General features: G+C 31.0%; 28 protein-coding genes. 16 read left to right on the forward strand and 12 right to left on the reverse strand.

Annotation, left to right across the window (positions count from 1 at the left end; all coding sequences use genetic code 11):
- Nucleotides 1-64 precede the first annotated feature (64 nt).
- The 5 genes from AC5M21_RS09325 to AC5M21_RS09345 all read right to left on the reverse strand — a co-directional run bounded on the left by AC5M21_RS09325 (nucleotide 65) and on the right by AC5M21_RS09345 (nucleotide 3,688).
- Nucleotides 65-526, reverse strand: a complete 462-nt coding sequence (locus tag AC5M21_RS09325) for a GyrI-like domain-containing protein (protein ID WP_008789359.1) — start codon at nucleotides 524-526, stop codon at nucleotides 65-67.
- 46 nt (nucleotides 527-572) lie between these two features.
- Nucleotides 573-1,319 (reverse strand): GNAT family N-acetyltransferase, encoded by a 747-nt coding sequence (locus tag AC5M21_RS09330; protein ID WP_054690143.1) that lies wholly within the window; start codon nucleotides 1,317-1,319, stop codon nucleotides 573-575.
- 121 nt (nucleotides 1,320-1,440) lie between these two features.
- The gene (locus AC5M21_RS09335; protein ID WP_008790706.1) at nucleotides 1,441-2,349 is read right to left on the reverse strand and encodes a hypothetical protein; all 909 of its coding nucleotides are present in this window, start codon (nucleotides 2,347-2,349) and stop codon (nucleotides 1,441-1,443) included.
- On the reverse strand, nucleotides 2,291-3,145 hold the full coding sequence (locus AC5M21_RS09340) for a leucine-rich repeat domain-containing protein (protein WP_017143983.1): 855 nt from the start codon (nucleotides 3,143-3,145) through the stop codon (nucleotides 2,291-2,293). The genes AC5M21_RS09335 and AC5M21_RS09340 overlap by 59 nt, the downstream gene beginning before the upstream one ends.
- Before the next feature lie 189 nt (nucleotides 3,146-3,334).
- Entirely contained in the window at nucleotides 3,335-3,688 is a 354-nt protein-coding gene (locus tag AC5M21_RS09345; RefSeq protein WP_008790704.1) for a hypothetical protein, read from the reverse strand.
- Between the two features lie 317 nt (nucleotides 3,689-4,005).
- On the opposite strand from AC5M21_RS09345, the gene AC5M21_RS09350 reads away from it, so the two are divergent.
- Nucleotides 4,006-4,149 (forward strand): hypothetical protein, encoded by a 144-nt coding sequence (locus AC5M21_RS09350; protein ID WP_017143982.1) that lies wholly within the window; start codon nucleotides 4,006-4,008, stop codon nucleotides 4,147-4,149.
- A 19-nt stretch (nucleotides 4,150-4,168) separates the two neighbouring features.
- Here the strand turns inward: AC5M21_RS09350 and AC5M21_RS09355 are convergent, their stop codons facing one another.
- Nucleotides 4,169-5,341 carry an MFS transporter gene (locus AC5M21_RS09355; RefSeq protein ID WP_017143981.1) on the reverse strand — a complete coding sequence of 391 codons (1,173 nt, stop codon included), beginning with the start codon at nucleotides 5,339-5,341 and terminating at the stop codon, nucleotides 4,169-4,171.
- Between the two features lie 144 nt (nucleotides 5,342-5,485).
- Here AC5M21_RS09355 and AC5M21_RS09360 point away from each other — a divergent pair, with 144 nt between their 5' ends.
- From AC5M21_RS09360 to AC5M21_RS09390, 7 genes are all read left to right on the forward strand, one after another.
- Nucleotides 5,486-6,646, forward strand: coding sequence for a GGDEF domain-containing protein (locus AC5M21_RS09360; protein WP_008790702.1), 1,161 nt, complete (start codon nucleotides 5,486-5,488; stop codon nucleotides 6,644-6,646).
- A gap of 83 nt (nucleotides 6,647-6,729) precedes the next feature.
- Nucleotides 6,730-6,939: a helix-turn-helix transcriptional regulator gene (locus tag AC5M21_RS09365; RefSeq protein WP_008790701.1), complete on the forward strand. Its 210-nt coding sequence runs from the start codon at nucleotides 6,730-6,732 to the stop codon at nucleotides 6,937-6,939.
- The gene (locus AC5M21_RS09370; RefSeq protein ID WP_008790700.1) at nucleotides 6,939-7,373 is read left to right on the forward strand and encodes a DUF2178 domain-containing protein; all 435 of its coding nucleotides are present in this window, start codon (nucleotides 6,939-6,941) and stop codon (nucleotides 7,371-7,373) included. The genes AC5M21_RS09365 and AC5M21_RS09370 overlap by 1 nt, the downstream gene beginning before the upstream one ends.
- A gap of 12 nt (nucleotides 7,374-7,385) precedes the next feature.
- Nucleotides 7,386-7,568 carry a hypothetical protein gene (locus AC5M21_RS09375; protein WP_017143980.1) on the forward strand — a complete coding sequence of 61 codons (183 nt, stop codon included), beginning with the start codon at nucleotides 7,386-7,388 and terminating at the stop codon, nucleotides 7,566-7,568.
- Between the two features lie 115 nt (nucleotides 7,569-7,683).
- Nucleotides 7,684-8,865 (forward strand): ATP-grasp domain-containing protein, encoded by a 1,182-nt coding sequence (locus AC5M21_RS09380; RefSeq protein ID WP_008790699.1) that lies wholly within the window; start codon nucleotides 7,684-7,686, stop codon nucleotides 8,863-8,865.
- Between the two features lie 11 nt (nucleotides 8,866-8,876).
- Nucleotides 8,877-9,632 carry an esterase family protein gene (locus AC5M21_RS09385; RefSeq protein WP_008790698.1) on the forward strand — a complete coding sequence of 252 codons (756 nt, stop codon included), beginning with the start codon at nucleotides 8,877-8,879 and terminating at the stop codon, nucleotides 9,630-9,632.
- A gap of 1 nt (nucleotide 9,633) precedes the next feature.
- The gene (locus AC5M21_RS09390; protein WP_008790697.1) at nucleotides 9,634-10,842 is read left to right on the forward strand and encodes an ATP-grasp domain-containing protein; all 1,209 of its coding nucleotides are present in this window, start codon (nucleotides 9,634-9,636) and stop codon (nucleotides 10,840-10,842) included.
- Between the two features lie 133 nt (nucleotides 10,843-10,975).
- On the opposite strand, the gene mgtE is transcribed toward AC5M21_RS09390, so the two are convergent.
- Nucleotides 10,976-12,328 carry a magnesium transporter gene (gene mgtE / locus AC5M21_RS09395; RefSeq protein ID WP_008790696.1) on the reverse strand — a complete coding sequence of 451 codons (1,353 nt, stop codon included), beginning with the start codon at nucleotides 12,326-12,328 and terminating at the stop codon, nucleotides 10,976-10,978.
- A 421-nt stretch (nucleotides 12,329-12,749) separates the two neighbouring features.
- Between mgtE and AC5M21_RS09400 the strand changes: the two genes are divergently transcribed.
- From AC5M21_RS09400 to AC5M21_RS09410, 3 genes are all read left to right on the forward strand, one after another.
- Nucleotides 12,750-13,001, forward strand: coding sequence for a hypothetical protein (locus tag AC5M21_RS09400; RefSeq protein WP_008790695.1), 252 nt, complete (start codon nucleotides 12,750-12,752; stop codon nucleotides 12,999-13,001).
- A 12-nt stretch (nucleotides 13,002-13,013) separates the two neighbouring features.
- Entirely contained in the window at nucleotides 13,014-13,940 is a 927-nt protein-coding gene (locus AC5M21_RS09405) for an AEC family transporter (protein WP_008790694.1), read from the forward strand.
- 165 nt (nucleotides 13,941-14,105) lie between these two features.
- Nucleotides 14,106-15,524: an NAD(P)/FAD-dependent oxidoreductase gene (locus AC5M21_RS09410; protein ID WP_008790693.1), complete on the forward strand. Its 1,419-nt coding sequence runs from the start codon at nucleotides 14,106-14,108 to the stop codon at nucleotides 15,522-15,524.
- Nucleotides 15,525-15,718: 194 nt separating this feature from the next.
- Here the strand turns inward: AC5M21_RS09410 and AC5M21_RS09415 are convergent, their stop codons facing one another.
- On the reverse strand, nucleotides 15,719-16,387 hold the full coding sequence (locus AC5M21_RS09415) for a MurR/RpiR family transcriptional regulator (protein ID WP_008790692.1): 669 nt from the start codon (nucleotides 16,385-16,387) through the stop codon (nucleotides 15,719-15,721).
- A 53-nt stretch (nucleotides 16,388-16,440) separates the two neighbouring features.
- On the opposite strand from AC5M21_RS09415, the gene AC5M21_RS09420 reads away from it, so the two are divergent.
- Both AC5M21_RS09420 and AC5M21_RS09425 read left to right on the forward strand, forming a co-directional pair.
- On the forward strand, nucleotides 16,441-17,052 hold the full coding sequence (locus tag AC5M21_RS09420; protein WP_008790691.1) for an AAA family ATPase: 612 nt from the start codon (nucleotides 16,441-16,443) through the stop codon (nucleotides 17,050-17,052).
- A gap of 16 nt (nucleotides 17,053-17,068) precedes the next feature.
- Nucleotides 17,069-18,352, forward strand: a complete 1,284-nt coding sequence (locus AC5M21_RS09425; protein WP_008790690.1) for a PTS sugar transporter subunit IIC — start codon at nucleotides 17,069-17,071, stop codon at nucleotides 18,350-18,352.
- An 80-nt stretch (nucleotides 18,353-18,432) separates the two neighbouring features.
- Here AC5M21_RS09425 and AC5M21_RS09430 read toward each other — a convergent pair whose 3' ends face one another.
- The 4 genes from AC5M21_RS09430 to AC5M21_RS09445 form a co-directional block, all read right to left on the reverse strand.
- On the reverse strand, nucleotides 18,433-19,311 hold the full coding sequence (locus tag AC5M21_RS09430) for a hypothetical protein (RefSeq protein WP_008790689.1): 879 nt from the start codon (nucleotides 19,309-19,311) through the stop codon (nucleotides 18,433-18,435).
- Nucleotides 19,312-19,330: 19 nt separating this feature from the next.
- The gene (locus AC5M21_RS09435) at nucleotides 19,331-19,966 is read right to left on the reverse strand and encodes a DUF4362 domain-containing protein (RefSeq protein ID WP_008790688.1); all 636 of its coding nucleotides are present in this window, start codon (nucleotides 19,964-19,966) and stop codon (nucleotides 19,331-19,333) included.
- Nucleotides 19,963-20,451 carry an RNA polymerase sigma factor gene (locus tag AC5M21_RS09440; protein WP_008790687.1) on the reverse strand — a complete coding sequence of 163 codons (489 nt, stop codon included), beginning with the start codon at nucleotides 20,449-20,451 and terminating at the stop codon, nucleotides 19,963-19,965. Before AC5M21_RS09440 ends, AC5M21_RS09435 begins: the two co-directional genes overlap by 4 nt.
- A gap of 112 nt (nucleotides 20,452-20,563) precedes the next feature.
- Nucleotides 20,564-21,388, reverse strand: a complete 825-nt coding sequence (locus AC5M21_RS09445) for a cation diffusion facilitator family transporter (RefSeq protein WP_008790686.1) — start codon at nucleotides 21,386-21,388, stop codon at nucleotides 20,564-20,566.
- A gap of 276 nt (nucleotides 21,389-21,664) precedes the next feature.
- Between AC5M21_RS09445 and folD the strand changes: the two genes are divergently transcribed.
- The 3 genes from folD to AC5M21_RS09460 are packed head-to-tail and all read left to right on the forward strand — an operon-like array spanning nucleotide 21,665 to nucleotide 23,162.
- On the forward strand, nucleotides 21,665-22,510 hold the full coding sequence (gene folD, locus AC5M21_RS09450) for a bifunctional methylenetetrahydrofolate dehydrogenase/methenyltetrahydrofolate cyclohydrolase FolD (protein ID WP_008790685.1): 846 nt from the start codon (nucleotides 21,665-21,667) through the stop codon (nucleotides 22,508-22,510).
- Between the two features lie 3 nt (nucleotides 22,511-22,513).
- Nucleotides 22,514-22,702, forward strand: a complete 189-nt coding sequence (locus AC5M21_RS09455; RefSeq protein WP_008790684.1) for a DUF951 domain-containing protein — start codon at nucleotides 22,514-22,516, stop codon at nucleotides 22,700-22,702.
- Complete coding sequence (locus AC5M21_RS09460) at nucleotides 22,692-23,162, forward strand: GNAT family N-acetyltransferase (protein WP_008790683.1); 471 nt, start codon at nucleotides 22,692-22,694, stop codon at nucleotides 23,160-23,162. Before AC5M21_RS09455 ends, AC5M21_RS09460 begins: the two co-directional genes overlap by 11 nt.
- The last annotated feature ends 90 nt before the right edge of the window (nucleotides 23,163-23,252 follow it).

Genomic DNA, 23,252 nt, shown 5'->3' on the forward strand with positions numbered 1-23,252 from the left:
AATAGGCGATATGCCTTGAAAACACAGGGTTTACAGAGGATTGAATAGATAAATTGGAATTTGTTTATAACTTTCTAATCGGAAAAAACATATAATTTTTCCCTGTCTGCGGACAAGTAAAATCATGAACTGCACCCACCAATGGAATAGCATTATCTTCCAGATATTTTATCGCCTTTGAAAAGGTATCGTCACTTTCACATTCCACATAAATATATTCATAACCAGGAATAATCCATTTTGTCCAACCGTTGGGGGCTTCTGCGTCATCACTACATTCTACTCCGGCAAGATAAAGTCCTTTGTTGAAGTCCTCCCATGGATTAAATGAATGAGAAAAATCAGACATTGCTCCCCATATTCCACCTATATTTCCGTTTTCATCTTTCTTTGCTAAATGTTGAACTTCTTCAAAATGGGAATTTGCCTCGTCCCATAATTTTTGAATAAATCCTGCTCCATCTAATGATGAACCCTCTTTCCCTATTACAACAAAGGACTCTTTTTCACATCTTTCAATTTTCATTTTTTACCTCCATCAAATTCCAATTTGTTGAATCGAATAATTCTTATTATTTACTGAATTCACATTCATATGTTACATATGAATGTGAAAGATGATAGCCTAGCTTTTCTGCCAAATGTACTGACCTTAAATCGTGAGCATCCCAACTAGGATAGATATTATTTGCAAGGCATTCCAAAATCAGCTTTGCTCCACAAACTGTAGCCAGACCTTTTTTTCTGTATTCTGGTTTTGTATCAATCTCGATTTCTATTCCATTCTTATATATGGCATAAGGAGAAGCACCAGAAACCAACTGTCCTTTATGAAGTATTGCTACTCCAAGTGCACGCTCTTTATAATCTTGATAATTCTCAAATTGGGAGCATAAATCAACTGACCAATTTTCTTTCTTTGCTAGTTCAAAAACTTCACAGTCAAATTGCCTGATTTCATAGTCATCATCAAGAGATTCTACTATTGATTTAAGATATTCTTTATCAAAAATATCAGGTTCTTTTTTAATTGCATATCGTAATGTTTTTTTTGCTTTTTTTCCAAAAGTGTGTTCAATCATTGGATACCAATCTTCATTATTAGCTGCAATAAGCATAAAGTCACGGACTGGAATTGACTTTAATAAATTTTCATTTGGAATTCCAGCACAAAAACTGAAATCACCATTTATTACAATGGCAGATTCAGGAGTCATTTCATCATCCGTAATCAGTGTCCCCATATACCCTTGCAGACAAGACCAGATTAACGCTTCTTCCCAATTTTGGAATAGCGCAATTGCTTTCTCATTATACATAAACTCACCTTATCCCCCCCCACTAGACAAACTCTATTTTATGAAACGCTTTCTGCTTTGATTGTATCATAGAAGCTTTATAACCACAAATCTTTATGAAAAAAAGAAAGTCTATTATCCTTTAGACTTTCCTTTTCTTATTATTTCTTTTCATACTGTAAACTATAGCTCCCGCAGATATCAGCAGTATTCCGATATTGAATCCAATAGAATTCATATCTCCTGTTGGTGGTACTTCATGGGGAACTGCTGTTCCTACTTCTGTAATCTCAAATTCCTTCACTATCTCTGCTGAATGATAGTATTCATCTTCCCCTACACTAATCTTCACCCTATATGTTCCCACTTCTCTTGGTGCTGAATTCAATTTCACCCAGCTGTCTTCTCTTTTTTCTTCATACAGGATTGTGATAGGCTTTGATGAGCCTTTGACTGTAAGATCTGTTTCATTTAATTCTATTGGCTGACCATCATATGTCTTGCTTAGCTCCTTATTAAGAGTAATGAGACTATCTCCCTTTTTCACATTTAAATGAAGCGTCACCTGCATCGTTTCTTTTCCATTGCCTGATGTTCCACAATCATACTTATATACAATAGGTGTTCCCACCTGATAGTGACTTACAATCCCTGTTTCCTTATCCAAGTCTCCTCCACTTATCATCGTCATGTTATTTGGATCGATTCCTTTGTATGCTTCCTTTATATTAAAGCTGCTTCCTACGACATCCAAATTGACTGTAGAATCTGTTTTATTTAATTCAGTCAGATTTTCATTATTCCCAAGGTTGAGATAAGCTAATGGGCTATTCTCACACCTCAGGATATTTAAATTCTTATGCTGACTTACATCCAGTATATTTAGATGGGTATTATTACAAATTAAATTCCTTAAAGCTAGATTAGCACTGATATCCAGTTCCCTAATATCAGTATCACTAACACCTAACCCCATTAATGCTTTATTTTGACTATGTAATCTTTGTACCTGAACAATACAAAAACCACAATTCTGAATTACCGCTGACATCCAGATGCCCAATCTCTGTATTATCCACGTACAGTGCTAGTAATCTCTTATTGCTTTTGACCTTTAAATCTTTAATACCTGTAGAGCTTAAATCCAAGTATTCCAATTCTTCAAGCCCCATTATATTTAATGAGAATAGATTTTGATTATCCGCACAGTTGATCAATCTGAGTCTCTTATTGCTCGTTAAATCAAGACTTTCTATGCTTGTTCTCCAGCATTTTAGTTCCAGAAGCGATGTGAAATATTCGATTCCTTTTACACTTTTTATCTGTGTATTTCCACCAATACTTATTCTAGTTGCTGCTTCAAGTTCGGCTACAGACAGCACATCATTGCCATTTTTATCAAATTCCGTTTTAACATATTCTCTGAATGCTGAATCTGGGAAGTTTTTGACATTAATCGAAACTTCTCCTTCCTTTGGCAGTTGTGGAATAGGAACGGGTACCTGATATATTCCCAATAAAGTAAAGTCTAGATTTATCCACAATTCCCCACTGCTGATGGATGTAGCTTCTTGTATAATTCTCATTGTTATATCGAGAAGCTCACATTCTATTCCACCCTTTGTAATGGTTTTACCCTCAAGAGCTTCCTTTACAATTTCATATATTTCCTGTTCTGTAATCTCATTGCTTACCTTTCCATCTAGTGCCTTCTCTATAAGCTCCAAAGCTTCATCTGTTGTAATAGTGCTTTGCCCTGTTGCCTTGACACTGGTCAATGGCATTGTGCCTAATAGGATTGCTATTGTAAATAGACATATCCCTATTTTCTTCATTATTCTTTTCATTCTCTTCATCTCCTTTTCATCCTGTTTCTAAACATATACCTTTGCGAATATCTATTATTATATCATAAGTACCTCATAAATTTACATTCTACAATAAAATCAGCTAAATATTGTTGGTTTTTTTATTTTTCTCAACTTTTTATGCTGTCCGTTAAGGTATGCTATTGTGAATAGATGTCATAAATTCTATCAACTTTCTTCAATCATCTTTAGGGCATGATAAACTTTCTCATGAGTAATTGGCTTCATATTGAAGTAGGGGATACCCAGTTGATATGCCTGTACCCCAAAGTCCAGATCTGAGAACCATATCAGCCTTCCGAGTGAAACTTTCAGTCCTGTGATGATATCAAGTCCAGCCACGCCAGCCTTTGCTACAATGACGGGATTGGCTGGCTTTTCTTTGAGCAGACAGGTGAGTTCCTGCCAGTTGGTACAGCAGCGTATCAGCACTTGAACATTCCTGCCTTTACAGTAGTCAATGACAGACTTTTCAATCACAAGAGTCTCTACAATGTCATGGTCACAAATAATTAATTCCATACATACTCGCTCCTTTCTGTGCGTGGTCTTTCCTACTCTTACCATATCAAAAATAAGGAACATTTCAATAGGTTGGCTGCAAATTGCAGATTTTGGCATAAATTTGCATGGAATTGATTCACTTTTTATATAAAATAGGGTTGACAAATTCTTTTTACTCGTTCACTTCCTGTTAAGGGAATATTAAAAATCATAGATGTAGCAGTTGATTATAAGACATTCAAAAGAGGTTATGGGTTCTTGTATGCATGTAATTAAAGATAAATTTTGACATTAGACAGTCAAAAAACTATACCATTAATGCATACTGGAGTTATATGAAAGATGTGATAGTTAAGTCTGAATTTTCTATTAGATTACTTAATGATGGTTCTTTCTTAGATGTTTATGCAATGCCAAAAGATAATACACCATTTGATATGCGTGATATTATTAAAAAAAGAAACAGTAAAAAAGATTGAAATTCAATTTCAATCTTTTCTAAACTTCATTTTTCTTAATATTATCAAAACGTTTTGTTGTGACTATAATAACCAAAGCAATTACAACAATTATAGCACTAATTAAGAAGATTTTATATGATCCAAAATATTGATAAATACTTCCAAAAATGTAACCATAGATAGCTTTAGCAATACTCATTGCAGCATTTAACAATGTAATTGCAGTGCCAAATACAGCAGGATTTACAACCTCTCTGATATAGGCTAAACTTGCTACTGTTGAACATGCAACACCTAAACAGTGAACAATGCTTATTAAAACAAAGACATATGAATTAGGAATAAAAGCATAAACGAATAAACGTATAGCCATTAAGGCTGTTGCAATAGTAAAAAATTTTTTATAACCAAGTCTTTTTATAATCTGTGAGGCAACCATAAGAAATAAGAATTCAGGTAAAACTTGGACAAATGTTAACCAACTGATTAAAGAATTATCTCCTTTAAGAGTAGAAATCAAGTGGTTACCAGCATAAGCACCAGAACTGTCTACAACAATTTGTGTAATCATAATTAAAACTAAGATAAAAATAAAGTTTTTATTTGTGAGCAGTTCTTTAAAGTTACCTTTTTGAGGTTTCTCTTTCTCTTCTTCTTTTGGATCTGCTTTTGGAAAGGTAAAGCAGATGAATAAGGCAATACCCAATAAGAGTATATAAGATGTAAATAGAGGTCCATCTAATCCATACATATCAGCTAGAAAACCAACTGCCATACTTCCTAACATGTATCCTAAAGAGCCCATTCCTCTTATAGAACCATAGTTACCACCAATTTTAGCAGTATAATTCATCGTGATAGTGTCAGCCATAGGTGTAGAACCCAATCTTGCAACTTCCAACATAAGTGCAAAGACAATGACACCAATATAAACTGTTTGTTTAGAGTAAAAATATAAGACAACAATGCTTGCTGCTAGTGAAATCATCAACATTAAATTATATTTCCTTGTTTTATCACCAATGATTCCCCATAAAGGAATAACACAAACTCCAAGTATTAATGAAATAGCAGTAATGAGACCAATTTGTGACCCATTTAATCCAATGCTTTGTTCTAAATAAACATTAATATAAGGAGTAAAACAACCAACTGCCCCAATCAATAAAAAATAGAAGACTTGAAACTTCAATATATTTTTATCCTTCATATAAAAAATCCTCCCGTAATCTTTATTATACATAAAATATATTTCAACAGACTCAATCTTTCATAAATAGAAAATAATAGATTTCATTCTTCTATGTCAAATCATAAAAATACACTGTATAATGTATTTGAGAGGAGTGGCTTTATGAAATTTAAATCTTCCATTAAGAGAGTAGATATTCAAGCATCTTTCATTTGTGTTATTTTAGTTATTTGTTCGAGTTTATCTATCTTCTATATTAATTATCAAATTACATATAATAATATTATAGAAACTTTACATACTAGAACAGATGCTATTTATAATGTAGTAGATTCATTATTATATTCTGAATTGTTTGATCAAATCAATTCTGAGGATGATTTCAATAGTGACATCTATAAAGAATATCAAAATAGATTATTACAAATGCGAGAAGTAGCCAATGTTCGTTATCTTTATACTGCTAAGAAAAATGCTGATGGAGAATATATTTATTTAATTGATGGACTACCACTGGATTCAGAGGATTTTAGAAAACCAGGAGAACTGATTGAATCAGATATCATTGATGATATTGCTAGAGTTTATCAAGGTGAAATTGTCTTACCTAATGATATTTTAGATACATCTTGGGGAAAAATATTTTTAGCATATTACCCTATTCATGGAGGACCTGGTCATACGGAGGAAATTGTTGGTGTTGTTGGTATAGAAATAGATGCTGAAACACAATATAATACATATCATGATCTTCTTAATGTTACACCTGTTATTATTATTACTGTATGTATCTTGGCGTTTCTCATATTTAGATGGTGTTTTAGATACATTTCCAATCCAAGACGAAAGGACTTGTATAATGTTGATGGATTGACTGGGCTTAAGAATAGAGCTTCTTTAGAATATGATTATATGAATTTCTATATCAAAGATAAAGTTTTAAGTATTATCATGATAGACTTAGATAGATTAAAAAAAGTAAATGATAATTATGGGCACAGTTATGGTGATGAATATATTCGCTTGGCTACTGAGGCTATCAAGAAGGCAGTTGGCAAATTGGGGATCAGCTATCGGCTTGGTGGTGATGAATTTGTTGTTATTATGAATTGTGTAAATAGGCAAAAAGTAGAGACTATGGTTGAATGTATTTATAATGAGTTTCATAAACGTACTATTGATTTTCTAGAAAATCCAGATTTATCAATTGGTTTTGCTATTTATGATGAGAGTAAAGATAGTGATTTTTATGACGTATTGAAACGTGCTGATGAAATCATGTATAAACATAAAAAAGAGAAATATATGAGAGAAGATGATTAATCTCTCCTTTTTTTATAATTAAATGTAAAATGAACTTTACATTTAATGTAAAGTGTACTATACTATTTATAAGGAGTGATAGTGTGAAAACCAAAATAAAAGAGTTAAGAAAAATAAATAAAGTCTCGCAAGATGAATTGGCTTTAGCAGTAGGTGTAACAAGACAAACAATTATATCACTAGAAAAAGAAAAATATATAGCATCTTTAGTTTTGGCTTATAAGATAGCAAAATATTTTCATTTAAGTATAGAAGAAGTATTCGATTTTTCAGATATGGAGGGAATGATTTAATGGAAGATTTTAAAAGAGTTATTCAAAGAAGAAATTTTATATTAAAATGTCTAATACTTTTGGCAGTTATATTAGATATTGTTTTAAATATTATTCCTATTGATCCTCAATTAGATATAGCTACTAGTTTTCAAATAGGACTTCTTATTGGATTGTCATTGTTAGGATGTATAGGTGTTTATAAGTATTCACGCATACTTAAAGATGATAATGAATTAAAGAAACTTGAAATTTCTGAACATGATGAAAGAAAAAAGATGATTAAGCAAAAGACAAGTCAATCTACACTTATAACAGTTGTTATCACTTTATTAATGGTAACTTGTGTTATAATTTATTTCAATCAATTGATTGCTTTTACATTGTTATGTGTTATTTATAGTATTCTTCTTATTACAATTGCTTTCAAAATTTATTATTCTAAAAAATACTGAGGAGGAATAAATATGTGTAAAAGAGGGTGTAAACCAAATTATTATATTTCTATTGGGATGCTGTTGAGTACAGCAACATATTTTCTTTATGATGCACATTGGATAACGCATGAAATAAGATTTATAAGTTTGGTTATATCAGTTATATTGATGATGTATGGTTTGTTTAAAACAAAAAGTCAATCAAAGAATTAAGGATAATTAGAAATAATTATCTTTTTTGTTTCATATTTAGAAAAAATAACACTGAAAAATGACTTATAATATAAATATATATGATATAATAAGAGAAAGCAAAGGGGGAGTTATTGTGAATTTTGTTTATATATCACCAAGTTTTCCAAAAAATTTCTTTCATTTTTGTGATCGTTTAAAGAAAAAGGGTGTGACAGTTTTAGCTATTGGAGATACCCCATATGGAGATTTAACAGAAGATTTAAGAAATGCTATAGATGATTATTATCAAGTTTATTCTATGGAAGACTATCAAGCAATGGTAAAAGCTATGGGTTATTTTGTATTTCATTATGGCCATATCGATTGGTTAGAATCTAATAATGAGTATTGGTTAGAACAAGATGCAAGATTAAGAACTGATTTTAATATAACAACTGGAATTCATACAAATCATATTGATGATATAAAATGCAAATCAAAGATGAAAGCATTTTATCAGAAAGCAGGAGTCAAAACAGCTAGATATCATTTGGTTAGTGATTTACAGGATGGTTTAAAATTTATTAAAGAGGTTGGATATCCTGTAGTTGTCAAACCGGATAATGGAGTAGGAGCAGCTAAGACATACAAAATAACTAATCAACAGGAGTTGGAATTGTTTTATCAGGAAGAACATATCACACAATATATTATGGAGGAGTATGTTAATGGATTAATTATTTCTTATGATGGTATTGCAAATTTAAATAAGGATATTCTTTTTGAAACATCTCATGTTTTTCCAAATCCAATTATGGATGTTGTGAATAATGCAAGTAGTATGTATTACTATTCTTTAAGAGATATTCCATATGATTTAAAGATGGCTGGTCAGGCATGTGTGAAAGCATTTTATACAGCTGGAAGATGTTTTCATATGGAGTTCTTTAGATTATTAGAAGATAAGCAAGGATTAGGCAAAAAAGGTGATCTCATTGGATTGGAAGTTAATTTAAGAACGCCAGGAGGATATACACCAGATATGATGAATTTTGCAAATAATATTGATGTTTATGATATCTATGCTGACATGGTTACGAAAGGCTTTAGTGAATATAATCATGAAAGACCATATTATTGTGTATATTGTGGAAGGCGAGATCTGTTGAGTTATACTCACAGTCATAATCAAATTATGAATAAATATCAATTTGATTTGGTTACAGCTGAAAGAATGCCAGATATTTTAAGTGGTGCGATGGGGAATTTTACATATACAGCAAGGTTTGCAACGATGGATGAAGTCAATGCTTTTGTTGAATATGTTCTAGAGTAGGAGGAATCAATATGAAAAAAGAATGGTTTAAAGAATATAGTGAATGTTTAAATAGAGATATGGAGTTTATGGTTTATGGTCATGCTGGACAACCCATGCTAGTTTTTCCGTCGCAAGATGGACGTTATTTTGATTTTGAAAATAATGGAATGATTGCAACAATAGAACATTTAATTGATCAAGGAAGAATTCAATTATTCTGTTGTGATAGCATTGATCAAGAGTCATGGTCAGCTAAAGGAGCAGATAATCGCCATAGAACTTATATACATGAGCAATGGTTTTATTATATCGTTAATGAATTGGTACCTAGAATTTTTGAAATCAATTATTATGGAAATGGTGAAAGTTATGCAAGAGGTATTTATACAACTGGATGTTCAATGGGAGCTTCACATGCTTTGAATTTTATGTTAAGAAAACCTGATATATTTATTGGAACAATTGCATTAAGTGGATATTATGATAGTGATTTATTCTTTGATAATTATCATGATGAAATTCTCTATCGTAATTCTCCAATCCAATATCTTCATGGCATGAATTATGATCATCCTTATGTAGAAATGTATCGTCACAGTCATATTGTTTTATGTACTGGTCAGGGAGCCTGGGAAGATGATATGATAAGAAGTACGGCAAGAATGAAAGAGTTATTTGAATATAAAGATATTCCAGCATGGGTAGATTTTTGGGGTTATGATGTGGATCATGATTGGCCATGGTGGAGAATCCAATTTCCATACTTTGTAGAAAGGGTGGTGTAGTATGAATCTTATTTTTATATCACCACATTTCCCTCTTTATTTTTATAATTTTTGTGATCGATTAAAAGCACGAGGTGTGAATGTCTTAGGGATTGGTGATGCAAGTTATGAGAGTTTGCCATTTTATACTAAGATTGCCTTGACTGAATACTATAAAGTTAATAGTTTAGAGGATTATGAAGAGGTTTATCGTGCTTGTGCATATTTTACTTGGCATTATGGAAAACTTGACTGGATTGAATCTCAAAATGAATATTGGCTTGAATTAGAAGCAACTTTACGTAATGATTTTAATGTCACAACTGGAACAAAAATTCAAAATATGGTACCAATGAAATATAAATCAAAAATGAAAGATGTTTATAGGCAGGTTGGAATTCCAACAGCCAGATTTAGAATGGTAGATGATTATCAAGCTACAAAAGCTTTTGCCAATAAAGTTGGCTATCCAGTTATTGTTAAACCTGATAATGGGGTGGGAGCGAGTTCTACTTATAAACTTAAAAGTGATGATGAATTAGATTATTTCTTTGCGACAAAACAACCATATATATCATTTATTATTGAAGAAATGGTGCCTGGTCATGTTGAAACATTTGATGGTATTACTGATAAAGATAAAAATATTTTGATAGCAACAAGTCATGTGATGCTTAATTCTATTATGGATAATGTCAATGAAGCAAGTGATACAGCTTTTTATTCACAACCCATAGAAGGATTAGATTTATATGAAGTAGGAAAAAAGGCAGTTGAAGCATTTGATACAAGAAGTCGTTTTTTCCATTTTGAATTTTTTAGACTAGATGAAGATCGTGATGGTCTTGGTAAAAAAGGAGACATAGTTGGGTTAGAAGTCAATATGCGTGCTCCAGGAGCATATATGCCTGATATGATGAACTTTGCGTATAATGTTGATGTTTATACAATTTGGGCTGATATGGTCAAATACAACCAATGTTTTTATGATATAAAGAGAGAATATTGGGTTGCATATACTGGTCGTAGAGAAGGTTTTGGTTATGCACACAACTATGATCAAATTCGTGAAATCTATGGTCAAAATATTGCTTTAGAAACTGATGTTCCTGAAGTATTGGCAGCAGCTATGGGAAACTATGTATTTATTGTAAAATCTCGAACACAAGAAGAACTATTTAAAATGATTCGTTATATTTTAAAACGTGAGGATGGAACTGAGTGGATGTAGAATCTCATATTTAACTGTATTTAAACTTTTCATAAACAATATGTTATTGATATGAAAAATACAAGATAGTAAAAAGGAAGATAGAAACTATTAAAAATAAATAGTATCTACTTCCTTTTTATAAAATGTTGTTTTAAATTAAATATGGTAAAAATAAATTGGCAAGGCTTAGAAAAATGAAGAATCCTAAGACATCAGTTGCAGTTGTTAAAAAAATAGACGAAGCCAATGCTGGGTCAGCATGTAAAGCTTTTAATGCAACAGGTATAACAAATCCAAAAAAACCAGAAACTACAAGATTTCCAATCATAGCAATACAAATAATAATACCTAAATAAAAATTACCATATAAAACATAAACAATAACACCTGTCACTGCACCTGTCACTAATCCATTAATTATACCAAGAAATATCTCCTTTATAAAAGCTGGAAAGCAATCTTTAAAATGAACTTCTCCTAAAGCAATACTTCGAATCATAATAGAAAGTGTCTGACTTCCAGCATTTCCACCCATTCCAGTTACAATCGTCATTGTTGCTGATAAAGCAACAATTTGTTCAATAGTACTTTCAAACATTTTAACTGTAAAAGATGCTAAAAACGCAGTAACAAGATTCACAATCAACCAAGGTAAACGCATCTTGATAGATTCTAATAAAGTTGAATCCAAAGATTCTTCTTTATTAACCCCATGCATTTGTAACATATCTTCAGTATGCTCTTCTTGAATAACATCAATGATATCATCAACAGTAATAATTCCAAGCAATCCATTATTTTTATTAACAACAGGAATCGTTGTTAAGTCATATTTAGAAACGAGTAAAGAAACATCTTCCTGATCTGTTTCAGGAGCAACAGAAATAACTTGATCATCCATAATAGAGCCTAATGTTACATTATCATTAGCAACCAATATATCTCTTAAATCAGCTGTTCCAATTAATTGCTTTTTATCATTGAGAACAAATATAGTCTCAATAACTTCTGTCTTTGGACCAATCTCCTTAATCTTCTTCAATGCATTAATCATTGTAAGATTTTGAGAGAGAGCAATATATTCAGTAGTCATTAAACCACCAGCACTATCTTCTTCATAGCCTAGTAATTGTTCAATAACTTTTTTATCTCCAGCTTTCATTAAATTAATAAGTTGTTTTCTTTTTCCCATAGGGAGTTCCCCTAAGATATCAACAATTGTATCCTTTGGAATAAGATTAAATAAATCTAATATACGTTTATTATTTAAGCAATCAATAATATCAACTTGTAAATCTTCATCTGATTCTTCAAGAATCTCAGCTAATTTTTCATCATCAATATGATTACATAGATATTCTAATTGATTGTCTTCAAGATCTTCAATCTCTTTTGCTAAGTCAATGGTTTGAACATGTTCATAGATATCATCAATCTGTTGAGTATCATGCTTAACCAATGCTTGTAATAATTTTTCTAATTGAATCTGTGTTTTGTTTTCCATATTTGACCTCCATTCTTTATGTTGGTCTCATCATTGTGAGATCATAACTACTCGGTTTCGGTTTGCCTTCATCCATAATCCCACATCCTTTCTTTTTCTATTCAAAGTATGATGAAAATGTAGTGTAAAGTCAAGTAAAAATCTGTTAGATTTTGTATAAGTTTAAGATAATTTTGAGAATAAAAATATCTATCTCTATGAAGTGTTACCATTGATTATCATAATATAATATATGTGATATAAATTTTGTCGTGTATATCAAATAAGTCATCCATATAGAAAGAAAATGTAAAACTGTTTCAGTTTTTGAAAAAATAACTAACTTTTAAGGTAGAATATTATAATGGGAGTAAATATAAGGGATGTGTTTATTTTAGTATAAGAAGTCAGTGAATACATTTTCTTTTGAAAGGAGAAAGACATGGTAGAATTTAAATTTGATACACAATTATTGATTGAAGGACAGAATCTAAATGAAGATCAGATTAATGATTATATAACTAATCATTTTAAAGGAGATTGCTTATTAGCAGTTGGTGATGAGGAATTAATTAAAATTCATTATCATACTAATGAACCTTGGCTAATTCTGGAATATGCAGCAACACTTGGAGAGATCTATGATGTTGTCGTGGAAAATATGGAAAGACAGGCTAATGGTTTAAAAGGTTAGGGGGAATAAGTTGTGGATATTCAAGTTATATTAATGCAGATGATTCAGTTATTTTTGGTTATAGCGTTAGGATATTTTTTATTTAAAATGAAATTATTTGATGTTGATTTGAATAAGAAGTTAACATCAATATTATTAACAGTGACAACACCGGCTATGATTGTGTCATCTGTTTTATCTACAACTGTTACTCAAGGGTTAAGTGATATATTTTTTGTTTTTATATTAGGCTTTGCTATTTATTTCATTATGCCTATTTTGGGCTTTTTCATTGTTAAAGTTTTAAGAATTCCTTTGCCACAACAGGGACTCTATATCTTTATGACAGTTTTTTCAAATATTGGTTTTATGGGATTTCCAGTTATGAAAGCGATATTTGGTTATGAAGCAGTGTTTTTTACAGCTATCTTCAATATGATTTTTAATTTATTTGTTTTTACAGTAGGCGTTGTGATTATGAATTATGGGACAGGCCATAAAGTGAAATTGAATCCTAAGAACTTATTGTCTCCTGGTGTTATAGCTTCACTGGTTGCCTTATTCATTTATTTTACAGGCATAAAGTTACCTGATGTTTTATCTTCAACAATTACAATGATTGGAGATATTACAACCCCAATGGCAATGCTATTAATTGGGTCAACACTTGCTACAATTCCAATTAAGGAAGTGTTTACTGAATTTAAGATATATCCTTATACAATGATTAAACAAATTATTGTTCCAGTTATTGCTTATCCTCTTTTAAAATTGGTTGTTGGAGATCCACTTATTTTGGGAATTGCTTTAATTATGATATCTATGCCAGTTGCTAATAGTGCAGTTTTGTTTGCTACAGAATATGATGGAGATATTTCTCTTGCTGCTAAAACAGTTTTTATGACGACTTTATTGTCAGTTGTGACTATACCATTGATAGTTGCTTTATTTCTTGTGTGATAAGTCAATGCTGTTTTTCATTGAAAGGAATGTTTGAAGTTATTATTTCATAGATAAAAACAAGTTATCAAAACTCAAAACTTGTTTTCGTTGACAATTTATTGAAAATATGGATATAATAATTGAGGATAATTCATTTTATGCCCAGAAATGAGGCGTTTTTTTATGCAAAAAAATTATGATGTTATCATTGTTGGTGCTGGACCAGCAGGAATTATGACAAGTTATGAATTGTATTTAAAGAATCCAGAATTAAAAGTTCTTTTGATTGATAAAGGTCATGATGTTATGTATCGCCATTGTCCAATCAAAGATAAGAAAATCAAGAGCTGTCCACAAATCAAAGAACATGAGCCTGGGTGTTTACCAGCATGTTCAATTACTTCAGGATTTGGTGGAGCGGGGGCTTATTCTGATGGAAAATTTAATATTACAAGTGAATTTGGTGGTTGGCTGACTGACTATTTAGATAATCAGGAAGTTGAAAATGTTATTCATTATGTTGATGAATTGTATTTAAAACATGGGGCAACTCATGACATTACTGATCCAACAACTGATAAAATTAAGGATATTGAAAGAAGAGGTTATGCAGTAGGATTAAAGCTTCTTCGTGCAAAAGTCAGACATCTTGGAACAGAAGAGAATTTAAGAATTATGACTGAAATGTCAAATGAATTAAAAGAACATATAGATACAGCTTATAAAACTGCTGTGAAGGATATTATTGTAGAAAATAATCGTGCCAAAGGTATTGTTTTAGAAAATGGTGAAGAAATTACTGCATCTTATATTGTATTAGCACCAGGTAGAGATGGTTCAACATGGTTATCAAAAGTTTTGAAAAACCAAGGGCTGGAGTTATATAATAACCAAGTTGATATTGGTGTTCGTGTAGAAACAAATAATATTGTTATGGATGAAATTAATAAAAACTTATATGAAGGTAAATTTGTTTATAATGCATCAGTTGGTACAAAAGTGCGTACTTTCTGTTCAAATCCAAGTGGACATGTTGTTGTTGAAAATCATTCAGGAACAATGTTAGCAAACGGACATGCTTATCATGATCCTAAATTGGGAAGTCCTAATACAAATTTTGCATTGTTGGTTTCCCATGTATTCAGTGAACCATTTAATGAACCCAATGAATTTGCACATGAAGTAGCAAGATTAGCAAATATGCTATCTCATGGAAGTATTATTGTGCAAAGATATGGTGATATTAAAAGAGGGAGACGTACGACTGAGAAACGTTTAAAAGAAGGATACACAGTACCAACACTTCCAGAAGCTGTGCCTGGTGATTTAGGACTCGTTTTACCATATAATACTATGAAATCAATTATTGAAATGATTGAAGCTTTAGATCATGTTACACCTGGAATTGCAAATGAACATACACTGCTTTATGGTGTTGAAGCTAAATTTTATTCAGCAAGACCAAAAGTAAGGGAAGGCTTTGAAAGTGAAATTGATGGCTTGTATGTTGGTGGAGATGGTGCAGGTTTAACAAGAGGGCTTGCACAAGCTGGTGCGAATGGAATATTGATTGCCAGAGATATTATGAAAAGAATAAAATAGATAAGAAGAAACATATTTGTTTTTGCTCTTCTTCTTAACATAATTGATATAGAAATAGTGTTTACAATTCAATATTATTCTTGGTTAATTTGTATATAATGCTAAAAAACATGTTATAAGTTTCATAACATGTTTTTTTATTACCCTCATCTCTTATCATAGTATGTCGATGTTTGTATAATGGCATTGTGATATTAATTGAATACAAGAGTCTCAAAAGCAATGATTGTTTCACCAAAAAATGTATTTGCTTGATTTAAATCATGAGAAAATGAATCATAATTTCCTATAATTAATGGTAATGTCGAATATTTAAAAATAGAAGAATCCTGATTGCCTAGGAAACTGATAATTGGAACATGATTTGAAGCAGCAGTTTCAACAATCTCATTGAGACGTGGTGTTTTTCCTGAATAAGAAATAACAATTAGAATTGTATCATCATTAAACCATTGACTGAACATTTCCATATGGACAACACATAAGGCTTGATAACCAAGTAAAGTTAAACGTTGTTGCATGTATTCAGCAATAGGTGCAGAGAAACCTAATCCAAAGACAATAATTCGTTTAGATTTGTCATGAATTATGTAAGAGAATTGTTCGTGGTATTCATTATATTTCGATTGTAAGTCGATAGCATTATCCTTGGTAGATGTCAGGTGATAAATCATATCGCTATATCCGTCAAATCCAAATTTATCACATAACTTATAAATAGTGGATGTACTTGTATAGTTATCTTTTGCCATTTGACGTATACCAATTGACTTCAATTCCTTCATATGTTCTTGGATATATATGATAATTTGTTTTTCAAGATCATTTAATTCATATTTCTCTGATAAATGGACAATATTCATAAAGACACCTCCTGATATTATTATGTCATAGAAAAAAGAAAGGAGCAAGACGAATGGCTAAAACTATGTATGACCCATGGTCAAAAATTACAACAAGAAATGGATATGCTGGAGATGAAGTGATTTCAGCATTACAAAAATCAATAAGAAGAGGTTTAGAAGAACAAGCATGTATGTTTGCATATGAGATGTATATTTCATCACCTCAATTAGAGGAAAAGTTATGGAGGAGACTTCTAACAATATCAGTTGAAGATATTGGTATGGGAAATCCTATGGCTGCAATTATGGTGAATAATCTTTATCAGATGAGTAAACAATTTGATTATGCTGATGGTGATAAGCCAATGTATTTTATTCATGCAATCCGTTATTTATGTTCATCAGAAAAGGATCGCTCTAGTGACTTATTAAAGAATATCTGTATTAAGTCTTTTGCAATGGGTAAGTTTCCAGAAATTCCTGATTATGCATTAGATAAACACACACAAAGAGGACAGGCAATGGGAAGAGATTCATTTCACTTCTTAAATGAAGCTAGTAAAGTATATCCTCAAAAAGAGGTTGATAATGACTATAAAGAGAGATATGCAAAAATCTTAGAAGAATATGATCCAGAGAATGTTGTAGATTCTGCATTCAAATTCAATGGATGGCAATTTTAAATAAGGGAGAGCAAAAATGATTAGTTGTTTAGAAAGAATGTTAGCACCGTTAGCAAACAAACTCGGTAATCAAAGACATTTACAAGCAATTTCTAACGGAATGATGATGTCACTAGCATTAATTGTTGTGGGATCTATCTTTTTAATTATCGCCAATCCACCAATTAATTTAGATATTGTTGATTTGAATACAAGCAATATCTTTATGAAAATGATGATTGGATGGAAACAATGGGCAGTTGCAAACTATAATACAATTACAATTCCATATACGATGACAATGGGACTCATTGGATTAGTTACTGCTTTTGGAGTCAGTTATTCTTTAGCTGAAAGTTATAAAATGAAATCAGCAATTAATGGTATTATTGCAATGTGTGTATTCTTAATGATTAGTGCACCAGTGACTGATGGGCAATTGTCAATGACATATTTAGGTGCTGATGGATTATTTGTTGCCTTAATTGTTGGTTTATTATCGGTTGAAATCTGTCGTATTGTAGGTCATAAAATTGTTTTCACTTTTCCTGAAAGTGTGCCTACTGCTGTAACAAACTTCGTCAATTCATTATTACCATTAGCAGCAAATATTATTATATTATATGGATTAAATTTGATTTTAATAGCAATAACTTCAAAAGCTTTGCCAGAATTAATCATGAGTTTATTGACTCCAGCAATTTCAAGCGTTGATAATATTTGGGCTTATATGGCAATCTTTGCGTTTTCTAATATTTTGTGGTTATTTGGTATTAATGGATCATCTATTATTTTTCCAATTGTCTTTGTATTGGGATTAACAAATTCAGGGATTAATGCTGAACTCGTTAATGCTGGTAAAGGTCCAACTCAAATTATGAACTTACAGATGTATCGTTATGCTGTCCTTGGTGGTGGAGGAAATACATTAGGACTTGTTTTATTAATGTGTTTCTCAAGAGTAAAGCATTTAAAATCAATTGGACGTTTAAGTGTTGTTCCAGGTATTTGTGGTATTAATGAACCTGTTATTTTTGGAGGACCTATTGTCTTAAATCCAATTTTAGCAATTCCATTTGTAGTGATGCCATGTATTTCTATTGGATTAGGCTTTATAGTACAAAAAGTTGGATTGGTTAGTATGGGATATATCATTGACCCATCATTTACTCCATTCTTTGCGCAAGGTTTCCTATCAGCACTTGATTTTAGAAATATTATATTTATGTTTATTTTATTAGCAATCAGTGTTGCAGTATACTATCCGTTCTTTAAAGTATATGAAAGATCATTAATAGAAAAAGAAGGAATTGAAGGATAATGAGAAAACCAGAAAATCAGTTTGATTTCTGGTTTTTTTATCATAACGAAAAATATTATGATGAGGATTTTGATAGTGGCTTAAATCATTGAACTGGTAATAAGTCCAATTAAAAATGATATAACATTGGCAGTCATTGTGTATACTTGTATTTTTCTATGAGAAGGTTTAGGAAGTCCACATTTTTTAATACATTGTATATAAATAACCATCTCAATACCAATAACAAGTAATTCTATCCATAAATAATGAAAGATCAATAAAATAGTGCTTTGTTGAAGTGGAAGAAGATTAAATAAGGCATTTAATAGCAATTGTGTAAAAATATTCGTAACAATAATCAGTCCCCGTTGTTTAGGATTCTTGATATGAAACATATTAGCAACCATAAGTTCGATAATAATAGTGAGTAAGATTCTGATAAATAAAGAAGTTTGTATCCATCCAAATGCTATATTCTGTTCAACTTTTATTTGTCTATCCCATTCTTGAGAAGTCACATTAAGTTGTTGGGACTGACTATCTATTGTCACTTTATAATAACTATCAAAAGCATATCTTTTATAGGTTTTACTAGATATAAATTGATGAGAATCTGGAAAGAATAACAGTATTTTAAATTCTTCTGGTGGATGATATCCCCAGGTTACTCTTTGATTATTAGTGCATTCATCAAAAAACTGGAGAAAATAATAACCATCATTATCTTTATAATTCACAAAGGATTGCCAAATGTTTTCATCCATATTTTCCATAAGACGCTTAGAATCTTCTGTGTTTTTATATACAGACCAAGGACCAGATGAATCCTCTTTTGATAGAAGGGTAACATAACACTTTTCATTGTTTAAACCATAAAAGTTAAGAACAACACTTGGCTTTGGACCCATATCTGCATAGACATTTGTGGGAAGAAGAATGAAAATGAGGATACAAATAATAGCAGTTATTTTACGCATAATAGCATTCTCCTATCTTTTATTTTTGTTGAATATCGATTATATAATAGGCTTGATTATTGTTAATAGTATCTTGATTAAGGAGATCATTATAAGCATACAGTGTATTTTCATATATACCAAGAGACTTAAACTCCTGTTTTGTAATCTTTGAATCTACTCCATATTTGTCCCTAGTTGCATCATAAAAAATAGTGACTTTATTATTTTGATATTGTACATCTAGCAAAATCGGATCACCTTCAATCGTATATTGTACAATAATAAGAGAAGCCTTTTCTTGATTTTCAATATGATTAAGAAATTGTGTTAACAGTTCTTGATGATAGTCATCTTGATGGACTCTTATATAGAATGGATATGTTTTCATATCTTCTAAGGAGATTTCTGAAGGTAATGAGTAAAGTTCAGAATTTGTGTTTGTCTGATTTTGTTTTGAAGGTTGTGTTGATGGGTTTGCAGTGTTTGGCTTTTTTGGCATAAACAAGATAAAACATATAAATGCAATACATATACAGCAACTTAATGTTATCATTTTATAACGGTCATTTATTCTTTTTGGTTTTGGATGAGAAGATAAGATGTCTTGAAGCACTTCTTTTTTTGATTGATTGTCCATTTGTATGTGTTGGTAAGCTTTTTGAATAGGATTCATAATGTTAAATCACCTAACTTTCTTTTTAATATTTTTTTAGCTCTTGCTAATTGATTACGAATTGTAGAAGATGGTTTGTGCAAGATTTCTGCAATTTCCTCACTATTATACCCTTCATAGTAATACATATAGATAACTGTTTTATAACGAGCTGGTAATTTAAGAATGGCTTCCAATGTTTGATCAATTTGAAAAGTTTCCAATTTTACAATATGATTTTCATCAAAAGAGATATGTCTTCGCCATCTTTGTTTAAGCATATCTTTACAAACGTGTGTACAGGTGACAATGAACCACGCTTTTTCATGTTCAATAGAATGAAACACAATATCATTATTCATATATTTTATAAAGGTCATTGATACAGCGTCTTCACTATCGGCTATATTTTTCAAATATGAATAAGAAATTCTGAATACCATATCTATATGTCTTTGATAGACGGCAATAATTTCCTCATCACTATGGATTCTTGGTTGATGCATAATATCCCTCCTTCATTTATAACACGATTCAAATCAATAGAATGTCTCATTTTTTTTATTTTACCATATTATTTTAAGGTATTAAAAAGTTCTGCATGACTGAGCAGAACTTTTAAAGATGTGGATTAATATGAATCATACAATGTTTGATATCTGGAAATTCCTTTTCCAAGGCATCATGAACTTTATGAGCAATAAGATGGGCTTCTTTTAAGGATAAATCTTCTTGAACACCAATTTCTAAATCTACATAGTATTTTTCACCAAACATTCTGGTTTTTAATGAGTCTATACACTCAACATTTTGTTGTTGTAAGATAAAAAGTCTTAATTGATGGGTGATTTCATTTGAACAGCTATGATCTATCATTTTGGTAGTCGCATCATAAAAGATAGTGACTCCAGGCTTTAAAATAAAAACACAAATAACTATACCTGCCAAAGGATCTAAAAATGTATATCCTAGCATTGCTCCTGCAATTCCTACCAAACTTCCAATAGATGATAACGCGTCACTGCGATGATGATAAGCATCTGCCATAAGTGCTGATGAATGAATTTTTTTGGCATGAAATCGAGTATACCAATACATCATTTCCTTTGTGAGAATAGAAACTACTGAGGCAATAAGCGCAATCATAGAAGGAATCATAATCGTTTGAGTATCAAATAATGATAATAAGCTGTTATAGCCAATTTGTAATCCTGTGAAGACTAATAATACTGATAATATCATAGCAGCAATGCATTCCATTCGTTCATGCCCATATGGGTGCTCATTATCTTCCTTCATACTTGAAAAATGGACACCAATCATGACTATGACAGTACTTATAACATCACTCATAGAATGAATAGAATCACTTAACATTGCATGCGAATGACCATAAATACCAGCTAAGAATTTAAAAATGGAGAGGATTAAATTTTCAATCATTGTTAAAACAGAAACATGATAAACTGTTTCTTTATATATATTTTCGATAAAATCACTTCCTTTTCATATTTTATGAAAATAAATCTATTTTGTGATTAGATGTGGGCAATTGATTTATAATTTTTGTTATTAACAAAATACTTTAAAATAAATAATAATAGAAATTGATAATAAAGTAATTATATAACATATATGTAGTTCATTTCTTTTTTCTTGTTTAAGTTTACATGAAGCTAAAATTCAATTATAATAAAAACAATTATAGGGGGGATTTTTATGATTATAGATGGGAAAGCAATTTCTTTAAAAAGAAAAGATGAATTAAAAAAGAAAATTGATTTATTAAGAAGTGAAGGAAAAAGAATTCCTAAATTAACTGTTGTTTTGGTGGGGGATAACCAAGCAAGTCAAACATATGTAAGAAACAAAGAAAAGGCATGTGCATATGTAGGCATGTTATCAGAAATTATACGTTTAGATGATACAATAAATGAACAAGAACTTATCCAAGTTATAACTGGTTTAAATCAAGATCAGTCAGTTGATGGAATACTTGTTCAATTACCATTGCCTTCACATATACATGAAGAGAGAATTTTAGATTTAATTGATCCTAGTAAAGATGTTGATGGCTTTCATCCATCAAATGTTGCAAAACTTTTATTAGGTCAAAAAGGCCTTGTTCCTTGTACACCACAAGGGATGATGGTTTTATTAGATGAAATTGGCTTTGATCTAACTGGAAAAGAAGTTGTTGTAGTAGGAAGAAGTAATATAGTTGGGAAACCTGTTGCATTATTATGTCTACAAAAAAATGCCACTGTAACAATTGCCCATTCTCGGACTCAAAACTTAAAAAATGTATGTCAAAGAGCAGATGTTCTGATTGCGGCTATTGGACAGACAAAATTCTTTAATAAGGATTATATAAAAAAAGGTGCAGTGGTATTAGATGTTGGAATGAATCGTGATGAGAATAAAAAACTATGTGGTGATGTTGATTTTAAAGATGTTGAAGATATTGCATCATATATAACTCCAGTTCCTGGTGGAGTAGGGCCAATGACTATTGCAATGTTATTAGAAAATACTTTATTAGCTTATAATCAAAGAGAGGGATAGAACATGGAATATAATTTAAATGATATTGTTGAAATGAAAAAACAGCATCCATGTAAAAAATCTAATCAATGGCAGATTATTAGAATGGGTGCAGATATTAAAATTAAATGTTTGGGTTGTGGAGCCATAATTATGTTTTCTAGAAGGGATTTTGAAAAGCGTTTAAAAAAGGTCATTCCGCATGCTGATTAGACTGATTGAGGAAAAAGATAATCAAGAGGTTGAGCAATTGATTCGCACCTGTCTTCTTGAATTCAATGCTAATAAACCTGGTTGCGCTTGGGAAGATCCAAATCTTGGACAATTCTTTCAGGTTTATCAACCTATGAATATGCAGTATCTTGTTGTTGAGAATGAAGGTCACATTGTTGGGGGTTGTGGAATTGGACCTGTTGAGGGAAAAGATGATGTTTGTGAACTTCAGAAAATGTATTGTCTTTTGGAAACAAGAGGAACTGGAATCGCACAACAGCTTTTAGATTTATCTTTAGATTTTGCTAAAAAGCATTATTCAAAATGTTATCTAGAAACATTTGAAAACATGGTAGCTGCTAATAAGTTTTATATAAAAAATGGCTTCCAATTATTAGATAAGCCAATTGTAGATGGACCACACTTTGCATGTGATAAGTGGTATATAAAAGATTTATAGTTAACTGTGAGAAATCACAGTTTTTTAATAAAAAAACTTAAAGATGTGTCTAATGATTTTGAGGTAATGGAGATGCATAAGTTTTTGAGG

It is taken from the genome of Coprobacillus sp., assembly GCF_984815275.1.